This is a genomic window from Anaerococcus octavius (genome assembly GCF_900445265.1).
Taxonomy (GTDB): Bacteria; Bacillota; Clostridia; order Tissierellales; family Peptoniphilaceae; genus Anaerococcus; species Anaerococcus octavius.
In genome coordinates, this window is record NZ_UFTA01000002.1 from 1,300,839 (window position 1) to 1,316,457 (window position 15,619).

Annotated in this window: 16 protein-coding genes; 6 read left to right on the top strand and 10 right to left on the bottom strand. The window is 32.1% G+C overall.

Going from position 1 to position 15,619, the window contains the following annotated elements:
• Nucleotides 1-57: 57 nt before the first annotated feature.
• The 5 genes from DY249_RS06295 to uvrB form a co-directional block, all read right to left on the bottom strand.
• Complete coding sequence (locus DY249_RS06295; protein WP_172540067.1) at nt 58-1,227, bottom strand: ABC transporter permease; 1,170 nt, start codon at nt 1,225-1,227, stop codon at nt 58-60.
• On the bottom strand, nt 1,220-2,110 hold the full coding sequence (locus DY249_RS06300; protein WP_115595564.1) for an ABC transporter ATP-binding protein: 891 nt from the start codon (nt 2,108-2,110) through the stop codon (nt 1,220-1,222). Before DY249_RS06300 ends, DY249_RS06295 begins: the two co-directional genes overlap by 8 nt.
• A gap of 135 nt (nt 2,111-2,245) precedes the next feature.
• Complete coding sequence (locus tag DY249_RS06305; RefSeq protein ID WP_101539434.1) at nt 2,246-2,536, bottom strand: hypothetical protein; 291 nt, start codon at nt 2,534-2,536, stop codon at nt 2,246-2,248.
• 9 nt (nt 2,537-2,545) lie between these two features.
• Complete coding sequence (gene uvrA, locus DY249_RS06310) at nt 2,546-5,374, bottom strand: excinuclease ABC subunit UvrA (RefSeq protein ID WP_115595565.1); 2,829 nt, start codon at nt 5,372-5,374, stop codon at nt 2,546-2,548.
• Between the two features lies 1 nt (nt 5,375).
• Nucleotides 5,376-7,343 (bottom strand): excinuclease ABC subunit UvrB, encoded by a 1,968-nt coding sequence (gene uvrB, locus DY249_RS06315; RefSeq protein WP_115595566.1) that lies wholly within the window; start codon nt 7,341-7,343, stop codon nt 5,376-5,378.
• 212 nt (nt 7,344-7,555) lie between these two features.
• Here uvrB and dhaK point away from each other — a divergent pair, with 212 nt between their 5' ends.
• From dhaK to DY249_RS06335, 4 genes are all read left to right on the top strand, one after another.
• Nucleotides 7,556-8,533, top strand: a complete 978-nt coding sequence (gene dhaK, locus DY249_RS06320) for a dihydroxyacetone kinase subunit DhaK (RefSeq protein WP_115595567.1) — start codon at nt 7,556-7,558, stop codon at nt 8,531-8,533.
• Between the two features lie 7 nt (nt 8,534-8,540).
• The gene (gene dhaL, locus DY249_RS06325; protein WP_115595568.1) at nt 8,541-9,140 is read left to right on the top strand and encodes a dihydroxyacetone kinase subunit DhaL; all 600 of its coding nucleotides are present in this window, start codon (nt 8,541-8,543) and stop codon (nt 9,138-9,140) included.
• Nucleotides 9,133-9,522, top strand: coding sequence for a dihydroxyacetone kinase phosphoryl donor subunit DhaM (gene dhaM / locus DY249_RS06330; protein ID WP_115595569.1), 390 nt, complete (start codon nt 9,133-9,135; stop codon nt 9,520-9,522). The genes dhaL and dhaM overlap by 8 nt, the downstream gene beginning before the upstream one ends.
• Before the next feature lie 87 nt (nt 9,523-9,609).
• Nucleotides 9,610-10,254, top strand: coding sequence for a PepSY domain-containing protein (locus DY249_RS06335; RefSeq protein ID WP_115595570.1), 645 nt, complete (start codon nt 9,610-9,612; stop codon nt 10,252-10,254).
• 38 nt (nt 10,255-10,292) lie between these two features.
• Here the strand turns inward: DY249_RS06335 and DY249_RS09165 are convergent, their stop codons facing one another.
• The 5 genes from DY249_RS09165 to DY249_RS06350 all read right to left on the bottom strand — a co-directional run bounded on the left by DY249_RS09165 (nt 10,293) and on the right by DY249_RS06350 (nt 12,806).
• Nucleotides 10,293-10,454, bottom strand: a complete 162-nt coding sequence (locus DY249_RS09165) for a hypothetical protein (RefSeq protein WP_172540068.1) — start codon at nt 10,452-10,454, stop codon at nt 10,293-10,295.
• A gap of 74 nt (nt 10,455-10,528) precedes the next feature.
• On the bottom strand, nt 10,529-10,702 hold the full coding sequence (locus DY249_RS09170; protein WP_172540069.1) for a hypothetical protein: 174 nt from the start codon (nt 10,700-10,702) through the stop codon (nt 10,529-10,531).
• Nucleotides 10,703-10,781: 79 nt separating this feature from the next.
• Nucleotides 10,782-10,955 (bottom strand): hypothetical protein, encoded by a 174-nt coding sequence (locus tag DY249_RS09175; protein ID WP_172540070.1) that lies wholly within the window; start codon nt 10,953-10,955, stop codon nt 10,782-10,784.
• Between the two features lie 12 nt (nt 10,956-10,967).
• The gene (locus DY249_RS06345; RefSeq protein WP_115595572.1) at nt 10,968-12,098 is read right to left on the bottom strand and encodes a hypothetical protein; all 1,131 of its coding nucleotides are present in this window, start codon (nt 12,096-12,098) and stop codon (nt 10,968-10,970) included.
• A gap of 3 nt (nt 12,099-12,101) precedes the next feature.
• Entirely contained in the window at nt 12,102-12,806 is a 705-nt protein-coding gene (locus tag DY249_RS06350; protein WP_115595573.1) for an ATP-binding cassette domain-containing protein, read from the bottom strand.
• Nucleotides 12,807-12,919: 113 nt separating this feature from the next.
• On the opposite strand from DY249_RS06350, the gene DY249_RS06355 reads away from it, so the two are divergent.
• Both DY249_RS06355 and DY249_RS06360 read left to right on the top strand, forming a co-directional pair.
• Nucleotides 12,920-13,921: an ornithine cyclodeaminase family protein gene (locus DY249_RS06355; RefSeq protein WP_115595574.1), complete on the top strand. Its 1,002-nt coding sequence runs from the start codon at nt 12,920-12,922 to the stop codon at nt 13,919-13,921.
• Nucleotides 13,922-14,006: 85 nt separating this feature from the next.
• Nucleotides 14,007-15,569 carry an IS1182 family transposase gene (locus DY249_RS06360; protein ID WP_115595575.1) on the top strand — a complete coding sequence of 521 codons (1,563 nt, stop codon included), beginning with the start codon at nt 14,007-14,009 and terminating at the stop codon, nt 15,567-15,569.
• The last annotated feature ends 50 nt before the right edge of the window (nt 15,570-15,619 follow it).

Genomic DNA, 15,619 nt, shown 5'->3' on the forward strand with positions numbered 1-15,619 from the left:
ACTCGTCTTTCTGTTTGTTTTATATATACTATATCATTTACTACTATATTATTAATACTATCTCTTTCTTCTAGTAAACCAATTATCAGTAGAATAATTTAGTATATTTCTCTTATAAACTCTTTCTCCAAATCTATAAACTAACAATATGGTAATGATTAGAATAGCTATTGAAATAATACCTTCCGTAAGACCCGCATATCCATTTAAAAGTCTAAGTGGCATAAAAAATGTAGAAGCAAATGGCACATAACTAAGCACCTTTGTTAGCATTATATCACCCTTGTTTTGAAGATTAATTGCTAGAAAAAATAAAATTACAGTAGCAAATATTAGTGGAGTGCCCATCTTTCCAGCATCTTCAACCTTTGTTGCAAAAGACCCTAGCATACCAGCTATTACTAGAAAAACAAATATTCCTAGGGCAAATAGTAAGGCTATTTCTACAATCATTCCATAACTAGAAGCTGTTAAATTAAAGGATAAATCAATTCCATCTAGGATTCCTTTTGATTTCACAACTAAAAGTCCTATGATAGCAAAGATTACATATATAAAAATTTGTACAAAAACTGCTATAAAGTTACCAAACATCTTGCCCGCAAAATAATCTCCAGGCTTTACAGATGAGAAGATAAATTCTATCATCTTTGTGCCTTTTTCTGTTGCAATATCAGCTAAAACTAGGTTTACAAAGCTCATTAGAACCATATACATTAAAAACATCAGTACAAAGTATATAACTTGCCCTGCTAACTTATTGTCTGACTTTTCATCTGAGATTTTATTTATAACAGGTGTTTTAGCCAAAGCTTCTTGCTGAATTTGATCTAGATTTGCATTTTCTTCATTTATAGTATTTTGGATATTATTTAAAATCTCTTGAAACTTGAATGTTTCGGACGTTGATGCATCAGCTTCATTAAAATCTACAATTATCTGACCGTTTTCTTCTTTTATTTTTGCATATGAAGATATTTCTTTATTATCAATCAGATCATCAATTTCATCTTCTTTTACAAATTTATAATCTTCATTATCGAAATAATTTTTAAAATCTTCACTTGCTACTATGCCCATTTTGCTATTATCTGAGTTGTTAGCAAAATATCCTCCTAGACCACCCAATATACCAAAAACTATTGGAAGTAAAATCATTGCCCAAAAACTTCCCGATTTCAGGTGATTTTTTAGGGTTTCTAGCATAACAATCTTTCTTCTATTCATGACTTTCCACCACCTTTGCAAAGATTTCATTTAAGCTTGGGGCAGCTTGGCTAAATTGTGATACAAATCCAAGATTTTTATTTATATCTTCATAAATCATCTTGCTATCTTCAGGGTCATTTAAATATACATTCCAAAAATTGCCATTTTTAGTATAAGATTTTGCTTTACCATCAATTATAGGCAGCAAATCTTTATCTGTCTCTATTAAAACTTTATCCCTTGGGAATGAGTTTCTAATTTCTTGCGGAGTGCCATTTAAAACTATTTGTCCATTTTTAATCATCACAAGTTTATTACAAAGAGCTTCTACATTTTCCATATTGTGGGAGGAAAATAAAATTGTCATGCCCATGGCGTTTAATTCTTTTATAATATCTTCTAGAAGTCTGATATTATATGGATCTAGACCTGAAAGTGGTTCATCCAAAATTACAAATTCTGGTTTATAAATGACCGCTGCCAAAAGTTGTACCTTTTGTTGATTCCCTTTTGAAAGTGATTTGATCTTATCAGTAAGTTTTCCTTTTATTTCAAATCTATCAAACCATCTTTGTAAATCTTCATCTGGAATATGTGTCATTTGATTAAGTTTTGCAAAATACCTGATTTCTTCTTCTATGGTTTTTTTAGGAGAAAGGGATCTTTCTTCAGGCAAAAATCCAATTTTTTCTAAAGGAACATCCTTAATATTTTTCTCATCATAGCTAATAGAGCCATCATAGTCATCAAAAAAGTTCATTATACATCTAAAAAGTGTAGATTTTCCGGCACCATTTTGACCTATCACACCAAAAACATCACCATCTTCCACCCTAAATGATACATCATCTAAGGCTTTGATACTGCCAAATGTCTTCGAAACATTTTTTATTTCAATCATAGCTTATCCTTTCTATTTTTTTTCAATAAGATTATATCATAATCTAGAATTATTTTATATATTTATAAATTAATAAGCTATGAATTATAACAATAAAAAACTGGCACAAAATTTGTACCAGTTAGTATATTGATATTAATCTAAATCAGAATAGTCACCTTCAAGGAGCTTATTTATATCTTTCACTCCCATCTCGTGCAATAGATCTTCAATTTCTGCATTATTTGAATCAATTTGTGAAATTAAATCTTCTATTTCTTCATCATTCATATCATTTGTATTTATATTCTCTTCTCCAGGTATAGCGCTAGGTAAATCTATTACAAAATCATTGCCATCTCCTGTTGAAAAGCTAATAGCTCTACCATTTTTATTCGTATCTACATTATTGTCTTTTTCATCATTTCTTTTTTCTTCTAAACCCATTATTCTCTCCTATTTTTTATTTTCATCAAATATTTTTTTTAGATATTTACCTGTATAGGACTTTTTATTTTTTGCAAGTTCTTCTGGAGTGCCACAGCCTACTAGGGTACCGCCGCCATCTCCGCCTTCTGGGCCTAGGTCTACTAGATAATCTGATACTTTTATCACATCTAGGTTATGCTCAATTACTACTACAGTATTATTTTGATCAACTAACCTATTTAAAACATCGATTAGTTTATGAACATCTGCCATATGAAGACCTGTTGTTGGCTCATCTAAAATATAAAGTGTTTGACCTGTACCAACTTTTGCAAGTTCTGTAGCAAGTTTTACCCTTTGGGCCTCACCACCAGATAATTCTGTGGATGGTTGGCCTATTTTTATATAACCAAGTCCTACATCGTATAAGGTTTGAAGTTTTCTAACAATTGGAGGATGATTAGCAAAAAATTCTATGCCTTCTTCTACTGTCATATCTAAAACTTCTGATATATCCTTACCCTTGTATTTTACCTCCAGAGTTTCTCTGTTGTAGCGTTTGCCATGGCAAACTTCACAAGGTACATATACATCTGGTAAAAACATCATATCCACTTTTATAGTACCATCACCCTTGCAAGCTTCGCAACGTCCACCTTTTACATTAAATGAAAATCTTCCTTTATTGTATCCCTTCATTTTTGCTTCATTGGTCATGGCAAAAACGTCGCGTATATGGTCAAAAACTTTTGTGTAGGTTGCTGGATTAGATCTTGGGGTGCGCCCTATTGGTGATTGGTCAATGGCTATTACCTTATCAATTTGATCAAGTCCTAGAATTTCGTCGTGCTTTCCTGGGTGTACTTTAGTTTTATTTAATTTTTTAGTAACTGATTTATACAATATTTCATTTACTAGTGATGATTTGCCTGAGCCAGATACTCCTGTTACTGATGTAAGAACACCTATAGGGATTTTTACATCTATGCCCTTTAGGTTATTTTCACAGGCTCCTTTTATTTCTATAAATTTATCACTTGTTCTACGTTCTTCTGGGATTGGGATTACTTTTCTGCCAGATAAATAATCTCCAGTTATAGATTTTTTGGATTTTATAATATCATCTACCGATCCCTTGGCAACTATTTCTCCACCGTGAACACCAGCCTTTGGCCCAATATCTACTATAAAATCTGCTTCGCGGATAGTATCTTCATCGTGTTCTACAACTATTAGAGTATTTCCTATATCAGTTAAATTTCTAAGAGATGCTATCAACCTATCATTATCTCTTTGGTGCAAACCTATTGATGGCTCATCCAGAACATAGCAAACTCCAACTAAACCTGATCCGATTTGAGTTGCAAGTCTTATCCTTTGACTTTCTCCCCCAGATAGAGTTGATGCAGAACGGTTAAGGGTTAAATATCCAAGACCCACATCATTTAAAAATTTAAGTCTGGATTCTATTTCTTTTATTATCAGCTCTGCAATATTTGCCTTCATTTCTGATAATTCTAAGTCTTTAAAGAATTTTACAGAGTTTTCTACAGATAATTTTGTAAGATCAGCTATATTTGTTTGATCAACTTTAATTGATAAAACTTCTGGCTTTAATCTATCTCCATGGCAAGTTTTACACTCCTCTTCACCCATGTATTCTCTAAATCTTTTTCTTTGGCTTTCAGAATTAGTCCTTTCATATCTATCAGCAAGATTTGTAACTGCTCCTTCAAATTTGCCCTTATATCTTTTCCTTCCAGAAAATCTAGAGTCAAATACAAATGATAAGTCGTAATTTGTTCCATACAAAATATCATCAACTAATCCCTTCGGCGCATTTTTTAATGGCTCATCATAAGAAAAGTCATAATGATCAGCTATAGCTCTTATTGTTTGATAGTAGTAAGAATCTTTGGCAGAGCCACTATAAGCATCTACTGCATCTTGGTTTATTGATAAATTCATATCCGGAATTACTAATTCTGGGTCAATTTGTAAGTGAAAACCAAGTCCGTTACAATCTGGACACATGCCAAGTGGTGCGTTAAACGAAAACATATTTGGTGTTATTTCTGGTAAGGAAACGTGACCATCTGGGCAAGCAAGTTTACTGCTTAGCATAAAGGAATCTCCATCAATGACATCTATTAAAACAATGCCATCTGCAAGTCCAAGTGCCGTTTCTAGAGAATCAGTAAGTCTTGACTCAATACCTTCTTTGATTACAATTCTATCTACAATTATTGAAATATCATGTTTTTTAGTTTTTGAAAGTTCTATATCTTCTTCTAAGTCGTGGCGTTCACCGTCTATCACAACCCTTACAAACCCTTGTTTTCGAATATTTTCTAAAGCTTTTTTGTGTTGGCCTTTTTTGCCACGTATCATTGGTGCAAGGATTTGAATCCTAGTTTTTTCTGGTAATTCTAGAATCTTATCTACCATCTGATCGATAGATTGGGCCTCAATTTTTTTGCCACAAATTGGGCAATATGCATCTCCAATTCTTGCATACAAAAGTCTGTAATAATCGTAAATTTCTGTAACTGTGGCTACGGTTGATCTCGGGTTTCTATTTGTTGTTTTTTGGTCAATTGATATAGAAGGAGAAAGTCCTTCTATGCTATCTACATCTGGTTTGTCAACATTGCCCAAAAATTGTCTGGCATATGATGATAAGCTTTCTACATAGCGTCTTTGACCTTCTGCATAAATAGTGTCAAAGGCTAAAGTGGACTTTCCTGATCCGGAAAGCCCTGTAAAAACTATCATTTCATCGCGTGGCAATGTTATATCAACATTTTTTAAATTGTTGGTGCGAGCACCTTTTATAACTATGTCATGTTCTGTCAAATCATACTCCTACGAAATTTTCTTTCATCTGTTTAATCTGATCGCGAATATTTGCAGCTCTTTCAAAGTCTAGTTCTTCGGCTGCCTTATACATTTGACTTTCAAGATTAATTAAGATTTCGTCTACGTCTTCTCTATTAAATTCTTCTATTTCAGCTTCTTCAGCTGCCTTTGTAATTTGTATCATTTCCCCAATATTTTTTCTAATAGTTTGTGGGGTAATGCCATGGTCTTCATTAAATTTCATTTGAATATCACGGCGACGGGCTGTTTCATCCATGGCTTTTTGCATTGATTTGGTAATGGCATCTCCATACATAATTACATGACCTTCGCTATTTCTAGCTGCACGACCAATGGTTTGGATAAGGGATGTTTCTGAACGTAAAAATCCTTCCTTATCTGCATCTAATATTGCAATTAGACTTACCTCTGGAATATCAAGACCCTCTCTTAGGAGGTTGATACCGACAAGTACATCAAATTCTCCCAAACGCAATTCACGGATAATTTCAGATCTTTCGATTGTTTTTATATCTGAGTGCAGATATTTTACCTTGATACCATTTTCTGTTAAATATGTGGTCAAATCTTCTGCCATTTTTTTAGTTAAAGTTGTAACCAAGGTCCTATCGCCTTTTTCTGTTGTCTTATAGATTTCTTCAATCAAGTCATCTATTTGATTTTCAGTTGGTCTTAGCTCAACTAATGGGTCAAGTAGTCCTGTTGGACGGATAATTTGTTCAACCATTTTCCCACCAGTTTTTTCCATTTCATATGGACCTGGTGTCGCTGAAACGTAAATAGCTTGATTTACCAACGACTCAAATTCATTGAATTTTAATGGTCTATTATCAAGGGCAGATGGTAATCTAAAACCATAATCAACTAAGTTTTGCTTACGAGCCCTGTCCCCTTCATACATACCCCCAACTTGTGGAATGGATACGTGAGACTCATCGACCATTAGTACAAAGTCTTCTGGAAAATAATCTATAAGTGTATATGGTCTGCTGCCTGGTTCTCTTTGACTTAAATGCCTAGAATAATTTTCTATCCCTGAACAAAAACCAATTTCTTTTAGCATCTCTATATCATAACGTGTTCTTTGTTCAAGTCTTTGAGCTTCTAGCAGTTTATTATTATCATTAAGATATTTTAGTTGATCTTCTAACTCTTCTTCTATTGTTATAATAGCTTTTTTTGTTTTTTCACTAGTTGTCGCATAGTGGCTGGCAGGATAAATGTAGGCGTGGGATAATTTTGCAGTTACTTTTCCTGTTAATGAGTCAAATTCGGAAATTTCTTCAATCTCATCTCCAAAAAACTCAAAGCGAATTGCTTTTTGGTCAAAACCGGCTGGAAATACATCTAGGATGTCTCCACGTTTTCTAAAAGTTCCCCTATCAAAGTCAATATCATTTCTCACATATTGAACATCGATTAGTTTTCTCATTACTTCTTCTGGAGCAATCTCTTGACCAGGTCTTAGTGAAACTACAAGCTCCTTATAATCTATCGGATCTCCCAAACCATAAATACAAGAAACAGATGCCACAATAATCACATCTCGTCTTTCAAAAAGAGCCATGGTTGCAGAATGACGCATCTTATCAATCTCATCATTGATTGATGAATCTTTTGCAATATAAGTATCAGTAGCTGCAACATATGCTTCTGGTTGGTAGTAATCATAGTAAGAAACGAAGTATTCCACAGCATTATCTGGGAAAAATTCCTTAAATTCAGTAAATAACTGATAAGCCAAAGTTTTATTGTGAGCCAAAATTAAAGTTGGTCTTTGAACTTTTTCTATTATATTTGCCATGGTGAAAGTTTTTCCAGAACCAGTTACACCACGAAGTATCTGATGTTTTTTACCTTGATTTAAACCATCTGCAAGGGCATCTATTGCTTCTGGCTGATCACCCCTAGGTTTATAATCAGAATTAATTTTGAATTTTTGCAAAGATTTATCCTTTCTTAAATAAAAAGGCTAAAATTTACATTTGCCTTTAGTAATATAAATATATATAACAGGTCAAATTTTGACTAACTCTGACCTTTAATTTTTTATTAATTACTCATAAAGTATACTATTTTAGCCGGAAAATTCAATCTTACTTTACAGGGCTTTGTGGGTATAAAATTATTAGTATGAATTTATACTTGGAGGTAAATATGAAAAAAATCATTAATAGTCCAGAAAAATTAGTTGACCAAATGCTAGACGGTTTGGTTAAAGCTAATCCAAATAAAATAGAGAGGATTCCAGATACAAATGTAATTGCAAGAATAGATTCACCAGTTGATGGCAAAGTTGGTATTATTTCTGGCGGAGGATCAGGTCATGAACCGGCACACGCAGGTTATGTAGGTCGTGGCATGCTAGATTGTGCTGTTGCTGGCGAAGTTTTCACATCTCCTACCCCAGACCAAGTTTTCGAAGCTATAAAAAAAGCTGATGCTGGCAAAGGAGTTTTTATGATCATTAAAAACTACCAAGGTGATGTAATGAACTTTGAAATGGCAAAAGAGATGGCTGAAATGGAAGATATTGACGTTGACTATATAATTGTAAACGATGATATAGTTGTAGATAAAAAAGAAGATCGACGTGGTGTTGCAGGAACTATCTTTGTTCACAAAACTTTAGGTGCAATGGCTGAAAACGGTGCAAGTCTAAAAGAAATAAAAAAAGCAGCCCAAAAAATTATAGAAGACATAAAAACTATAGGTATGGCAACCAAACCATGTACAAACCCATCTGATGGCAAAGAAAGTTTTGAGCTTTCTGATGACGAATTAGAAATGGGTATCGGTATACATGGAGAAGAAGGCATCAAAAAAGAAGAAATGAAATCAGCCGATGAAATTGTAAAAGAAATGGTTGATAGATTACTAGAAGAAATAAAAGATAACGATAGTAAATATGCAGTAATGGTAAATAGCATGGGTGCCACTCCAGAAATGGAACTATATGTGATCAATAATTGTATTGCTGATTACCTAGCAGAAAAAAATATAAAAGTTGCCCGAACATATATTGGAAACTTTATGACAAGCATGGATATGGCAGGTTTTTCAATCACTCTTTACAAAGTAGATGATGAGAGATTAAAATTACTTGACCAAGAAGTAGATATAGTTAGAAAGTAGTGAAAAAATGGAAATTAAACAAGTACAAGAAATAATAAATAAAATTGCAGACGAAATTATAGAAAATAAAGATTATCTAACAGAGCTTGATAGATCAATAGGTGATGCTGACCACGGTTCAAATATGGCTAAGGGCTTTAAAGTTACTAAAGAAGCTATAGAGGATGACTTTGTAGATTATAAAACATTATTTAACAAAGTAGCTACTACATTGTTATCAAAAGTAGGTGGAGCAAGCGGTCCACTTTATGGTTCATTTTTTATGAAATTTGCCGCAAGCTTAAAAGATATAAGTGATTTAGATCGTGATACATTAAATAAAGCTTTTGCTAGCGGTCTTGAAGGTGTCAAACAAAGAGGAAAAGCTGAAGTTGGCGATAAAACTATGGTTGATGTCTTAGAGCCAGTTGCAGATGCATTAAATGAAGGCAAAACTTATGATGAAGTTATAAAAGTTGCCGAAGAAGCTATGAATAAAACAAAAGATATAAAAGCAAATAAGGGACGAGCATCCTATGTGGGTGAAAGATCAATTGGTCACATAGATCCAGGTGCAGCAAGTTCATATATAATGATAAAAACAGGATTAGGAGAAATAAATGATTAATATTTTAATAGCAAGCCACAGCCACAAATTAGCCGAAGGTCTCACTGAATTAGTAGGACAAATGGCTGGTGGTGTAAATATAGAATACTCTGGTGGTACAGAAGATGGTGAGCTAGGTTCAAATTTTGAAGAAATAAACGAAAAAATGACAAGGCTTGCTGAAGATGGTCTAGTAGTATTTTTTGATTTAGGATCATCTATGATGAATTGTGAAACAGCTTACGAAATGCTAGATGATGATTTAAAAGAAAAGGTAGTTCTAGCGGGATCACCCCTTGTAGAATCTAGCGTACAAATTGGTGTTAGTATAGATGAAAATACTGAACTTGACGATATAAAAAATATGATTAGTAAATATGATTTAAATAAACTTGATCAATAGCTAGGATTATAATTAATATATATCTAAACTTGTTTAATAAATTTAAGGTAGTATATTAATAACACAAATTTCATTAAGGAGGGTTTTATGAAATTTAAAAATTTAAAATATGGAGCTTCAGCTCTCGTATTAGCAACTGTTCTTACAGCTTGCGGTGGAGAAAATGCTCAAAAAGCAAAAGATAATGCAAAGGATGCTAAAAACAATACTGAAGCAGCAGTTACAGAAGAGGCTGAGAAAACAAAAGATAATGTAGAAGATAAAAAAGATGATGTAGAAGATAAAATAGATGATCTAAAAACAGGTATAGAAGAAAAAGAATTTGACATTAGCCTTGATGATGCTGTTGATAAATTTAAAGAAACATTCCCATCAGAAGGCGTAGAAGTTTCTTCGGTAGAATTAGATGAAGATGATGATAACTACGTTTATGATATCCAAGGCTTTGATGAAAACAAAGAATATGAAGCAAAAATAGATGCTGAAAGCGGAGAAGTTTTAGCTCAAGAAGAAGAAACAGATGAAGAAGTTAAAGATAATGTAGCAATTGATTTTGTAAGTATAATTTCTCCAAAAGAAGCCATGGATAAAGCTTTAGAAAATAACGAAGGATATGTAAAATCATACGAAATAGAAAGCAATGATGAAGGGAAATTAGTTTACAAAATCAATGTTGAAGACGGAGATGATGTAGAACTAGATGCTGAAAGTGGAGACATCCTTCATAAATAATTTTAAAAAAATTAAGGACCTTTAAAGGTCCTTTTTTGCTACATTGATTTATAATCTGTCCCTCTTCTACTATAAATATATAATCCTAGACCTATTAAAAAGATAAGGAATCCTAAACCACCATATTTTTTAACAAACATAAATACTGACATAATTATTAAGCAAATTCCAAATATTTTTTCTAATTGAACTTTTTGCATATTATCCTCTAACTTTTTTATAAATATGTACAAAAAATCTCCCCTATAAGGGAGATTTAAAAATACAATATTACTTATTTAGGTACATAATTAGTATTTTCGTTTTCTTCTTTTTTGCCAACTCCATAAACAATAGCTCCAACAATAAGAACTAGAAAGCCTACTCCACCTCTCTTGTCAAAAAACATGTAAACTGAGAAAAGCATTGCTATAATACCAATAATTTTTTCTATTTTACTTTTGTCCATATTAATTCCTTTCTTAAATAATTGTTAATACATTTATACCCAAAATAAAAAAATCTCCAAGTTGGAGATTTTTTATTAGTTAATAATTTCTACGGTTATTTCTGGTTTCATCAGTTTTAAAGGCAAATACTAAAAATAGAACACCTAAAATTGCACTGATAATTGTAAAAGACATCTCATTTCTTGTGTAAGATAAAATTGCCACAACAAACCATATTACTGCTAGGATAATTCTTAAAACTTTTCTATTCACTTTTCTCTCTCCTTAAATTATTACAAATATTAAAAAAGACAAGATAAAAACAACTGCACCCAATATGTACTTTCTAGGCGACTTCCAGACCGCCATTGTGGTCTTTTTGTCTACTATCGGATATTTATTTTCCATAAAATATGTCATAAGTGTATCAAAAATAGCAAAAGCAATTAGGCTAATAGCAAATTTTCCTGACATCTGAACTTGATTTGCTAATAAAACTATCAAATGTACCAAGGCAAAATATATAAATAGGATTTTTATATAGTCCTTATCCAAGGATTTATTTGACTTTGGAAGCATTTTTTTATATGTAGCAAGTCCATCATCCGTGGACAAAATTGTAAGCAAGGGTGTATTTACTGTTGCTATAGCTAGGGCAAGTGGGATTTTAATTGCTCCTGGCATCATAATAGAAACAAATATTATCATTAAAATAATACCCACGGTATTAATCAAGTATACATTTTCTGCTAGGATAAATTTTAAGAAATAATTAGAAATCCTAAACTTTCTGTTAGATCCCATCTCTTGTTGGGAAAATATAGCCTGATTTAAATAAAATTTACTCAATATTATTACTAATATAAAAATAGCCAGGATTGATATTAAAGCTTTCATTCCTATTCTTAAACTAGTCTTATAAAATAAAAACAATATCAAGGCAATTGAGCCAAGCAAAAGTAAAGATACAATTAATTTCTTATCTCCTCCAATATTTCTACTACTAGGTAAGGATCCAAGCATACAAATAATTGGCAGCATAAGTAAAATTATGGGATAAAATTCAATCGGTGCCTTTAAAACATAAGCTATAACTGCAAGTGGCAAAAATTTTCTAATTATCGAATCTACTATTAAACTTAAAATAAATGATAAATTTATCTTTTTGCGTTTTACCGGCAGTTGATAATATAGCAAGGTATTTTCGGTGCTGGTATAAGTTTTTACAAAATAAAATATAGTGGTAAAAAGGGCAAAACATACAAAAAGTACTAATCTTAAGTCAAAATTTATGCTTAATAGATTCGGGTCTTTGTTAATTAAAAAATCCATTCCTACATATATTAAAACCAGACCTACAAAATATTTTAAGATTGTTCTTCTATCGAGCATATCCTTTAAAAAAACTTTGGTCATAGCCTACCCCTTAAAGTTTTGTAGAATTTTTTTAGATGTTAGGTCACTGTTGACTGTAGTTTTGTCTGAAAGTTTGCCATGGTCTAGCAAAATATATGTATCACAAGATTCTGTAATGGATTCTAAAATATGGCTTGCCATAAAAATTGACCCGTATTTCTTGTATTCGCGTATAATTTTATAAAGAAAAACTGAGCCTTCAAAATCTAGGCCATCCACTGGCTCATCAAGGATTACTAAAGGCAATCTTAATCCTAGGGCTGCAATTATAAAAAATTTCTTTTTATTTCCCATAGAAAGTTCTTTGACAGGTTTATTTATGTACTGGGTAAAATTAAAATTTTCTATCATATAGTTTTGATATCCTTCATCAATTTCTCTATCGTAGACCTTGTGCAAAAATTCATTGTACTCACGAAAAGTCCAATACTTAAAACTATTGTCTTCAGAAAAAACTGCAATACGATTGAGTTTAAAATCTTCATTAGAAAAATCAATGTTTTTTCCACGAAAATTTATTCTATTTGCATCAAATTTGGGATGAATGTCGGTAATAGTTTTTATCAAGGTGGTTTTTCCAGACCCATTACTTCCCACAAGAGCTACTATTTCATTTTCTTCAATAGAAAAAGAGCATCCATCTAACACATTTTTGTCAGTCTCATACCGAGATTTTAAATTATCTACTTCTAATAAATTATTAGCCATATCAGCCTCCTTTTGCTTTCTTTTTACCCTGATTTTTCAAAGTACATTGTTTTTGACAAAATATTTTTATATAATTAAGGCAAAATATTACAAATTTTATGAAAGGATTTATTATGCAAATTCGTGTATTAAATGAAAATGATATTAAAAAAGTTATGGATATGAAGGCTGCTATCTTTGCTACAAAAGATGCTTTAAAAGAATATTCAAATGGAAAAACAGATATTCCTCTTCGTGCAAATTTAAATGTGCCTGAGCACAATGGACAAAGTTTATATATGTATGGATACGTACCAGGACAAGATGCGTTGGGAGTAAAAATAGTATCTGTTTATCCAGACAATATTGCCAAAAATCTAACATCTGTACCTGCAACTATGGTTACCTTAAACAGTGAAACCGGAGAAGTAAATTCTTTGATAGATGGAACTTACCTAACTCGTTTACGTACGGGAGCAATTTCTGGAGCGGCGACTGACGAGCTAGCAAATCCTGATAGCAAAATATTTGCTCTTTTTGGCACAGGCGGTCAAGCAGAAACTCAACTTGAAGCAGTTTTAAATGTGAGAGATATAAAAGAAGTAAGGGTTTTTGATATTTCAAAAGATCGTGCAAAAGATTTTGTAAATCGTATGAAGGAAAAACTAAGAAATAGCTTTGATTTTGAGATAAAAGCTGTAGATTCTGCTGATCAGGCAATAGAAAATGCAGATATAATCACAACTGTAACAACAGCTAAAGAACCTGTTTTTGATGGCACAAAAGTTAAAAAAGGTTGTCACATAAATGGAGTAGGTTCCTATACTCCAGAAATGAGTGAGATACCAGAATATATAATAACTAACGCTGATAAAATATATGTAGATACCTTTGATGGAGCTGCTAGTGAATCAGGAGACTTTATAAAGCCAATTAAAAATGGAAACTTTGACCCAGATAAAGATATCACTGGTGAGCTTGGAGAAAAACTTTTAGAAAAAGTAGTTGGTCGTGAAAGTACTGATGAAATCACATTTTTTGAAACAACAGGATCTGCAGTTCTCGATCTAGTTGTAGGTCAAAAAATCTTAGAAGCAGCAGAGAAAGAAAATATCGGTCAAATTATTGAAATGTAGAAAAGATGGGGCTGTTGCAAAAGTCCTAAGATAGAAAAAAGACGAGGAAACTGAAATCCTCGTCTTTTTCTGATAGAATGTATTTATGATAAACGTTAAAAACAATACATCATCATTAACTAATTTTACACTAGTTGATGATACAGTTCAATTAAAACTGAATTTTAACACAGAAATATACGTTTACGATGATGTTAAGTTAAGGCTTGTAAAAAATATAATCGAAAGGATAGACCTAACAGAACTAAAAAAAGTCTACTCATCATTAGGAAGAAAACCTACAGTAAACCCAGTAACAATGCTACAAATAATAATATTTTGCTACTCAGAAGGAATATTCTCATCAAGAAATATAGAAAAATCATGCAAATATGATTTGAGGATAAAATACCTTTTAGATGGAGAAAATCCACCAGATCATAGTACAATAAACAGATTTAGACAAAAAATCGTAGAACTAGCACCAAACTTGTTAAACCAAATGATTCAAATACTAATAGAAGAAAATCAAATAGACTTATCAAGCATCTACATAGATGGAACAAAAATAGAAGCCTACGCCAATAGATATAGTTTCGTGTGGCGAGGAAGCATTGAAAAATGGCAAAAGAAACTAAGAGTAAAAATAATAAAGCACTTTAATTTAAATAGAGAACTAACACCATCACAGGTATTAGCAGTAGTAAGAATAGCATTCAATCAGATAAGTACAGAATGTACAGAAAATAAAATAAACTTTGTACATGGACAAGGAAAAAGAAAACACCAACTCCAACGAGACTATGAAAAGCTCAAAGATTGGAAGAACAAACTAGAAAGCTATCAAAAACATATAGAAATAATGGGAGAGCACAGAAACTCCTACTCAAAAACAGACCATGATGCAACCTTCATGAGAATGAAAGAAGACCACATGAGAAATGGTCAATTAAAACCAGCATACAACATTCAGCTAGCAAGTGCATCAGGCTTCATCATAGGAGAAAATGTATCCCACCATCCATCCGACATGTACACCCTAAAACCATTTCTAAATAAACTACTAAAAAACTATCCAAACAAACTAAACAAAATAGTAGCAGATGCAGGATATGAAAGTGAAGAAAACTATGTATACCTTGCAGAAAACAAGCTAACATCATATATAAAACCATCAAACTACGAACAATTAAAAACTAGAAAGTATAAAAAAGAAGACGAATTCAGAAAGAGCCTTAGATATGATAAAACATCAGACAAATACATATCAGAAGAAGGTAAGGAATTCATAAGGTGCACAGATAGGTACAGAGAAAGAAAAAGTGGATACACAACTACTACAAAAGTCTATAGATGTTTTGATTGGAACAAAGATGGACAAAAGACCAAAGGAATCTACATATCAGAAATATTCCAAAAATATAGGAAAGAATCCTTAGAAAACATAAGATCAGAGCAAGGAATAGAAGAAAGAATAAATAGGTCAATCCAAGCTGAAGGAGCTTTTTCAAAAATAAAGTCAGGACTAAACTACAATAGATTCCACCATAGAGGAAAAGAAAATATAATAAGTGAGATTTGCCTTTTATCAATGGCTTTAAACTTAAATAAATTAGCAACAAAAATAGAAAATAAGCAATTAGAAATCATAAAATACAAAGCTGCTTAAGAAAAAAAGATCGAAATAGCTAGCTCTATTAATTGAGCCCACTTTTAAGC

What these genes read in the sequence shown, in the direction of transcription:
- DY249_RS06295 (WP_172540067.1), bottom strand. Translation starts at nt 1,227, where the DNA reads ATGAATAGAAGAAAGATTGTTATGCTAGAAACCCTAAAAAATCACCTG.
- DY249_RS06300 (WP_115595564.1), bottom strand. Translation starts at nt 2,110, where the DNA reads ATGATTGAAATAAAAAATGTTTCGAAGACATTTGGCAGTATCAAAGCC.
- DY249_RS06305 (WP_101539434.1), bottom strand. Translation starts at nt 2,536, where the DNA reads ATGGGTTTAGAAGAAAAAAGAAATGATGAAAAAGACAATAATGTAGAT.
- dhaK (WP_115595567.1), top strand. Translation starts at nt 7,556, where the DNA reads ATGAAAAAAATCATTAATAGTCCAGAAAAATTAGTTGACCAAATGCTA.
- dhaL (WP_115595568.1), top strand. Translation starts at nt 8,541, where the DNA reads ATGGAAATTAAACAAGTACAAGAAATAATAAATAAAATTGCAGACGAA.
- dhaM (WP_115595569.1), top strand. Translation starts at nt 9,133, where the DNA reads ATGATTAATATTTTAATAGCAAGCCACAGCCACAAATTAGCCGAAGGT.
- DY249_RS06335 (WP_115595570.1), top strand. Translation starts at nt 9,610, where the DNA reads ATGAAATTTAAAAATTTAAAATATGGAGCTTCAGCTCTCGTATTAGCA.
- DY249_RS09165 (WP_172540068.1), bottom strand. Translation starts at nt 10,454, where the DNA reads ATGCAAAAAGTTCAATTAGAAAAAATATTTGGAATTTGCTTAATAATT.
- DY249_RS09170 (WP_172540069.1), bottom strand. Translation starts at nt 10,702, where the DNA reads ATGGACAAAAGTAAAATAGAAAAAATTATTGGTATTATAGCAATGCTT.
- DY249_RS06345 (WP_115595572.1), bottom strand. Translation starts at nt 12,098, where the DNA reads ATGACCAAAGTTTTTTTAAAGGATATGCTCGATAGAAGAACAATCTTA.
- DY249_RS06350 (WP_115595573.1), bottom strand. Translation starts at nt 12,806, where the DNA reads ATGGCTAATAATTTATTAGAAGTAGATAATTTAAAATCTCGGTATGAG.
- DY249_RS06355 (WP_115595574.1), top strand. Translation starts at nt 12,920, where the DNA reads ATGCAAATTCGTGTATTAAATGAAAATGATATTAAAAAAGTTATGGAT.
- DY249_RS06360 (WP_115595575.1), top strand. Translation starts at nt 14,007, where the DNA reads ATGATAAACGTTAAAAACAATACATCATCATTAACTAATTTTACACTA.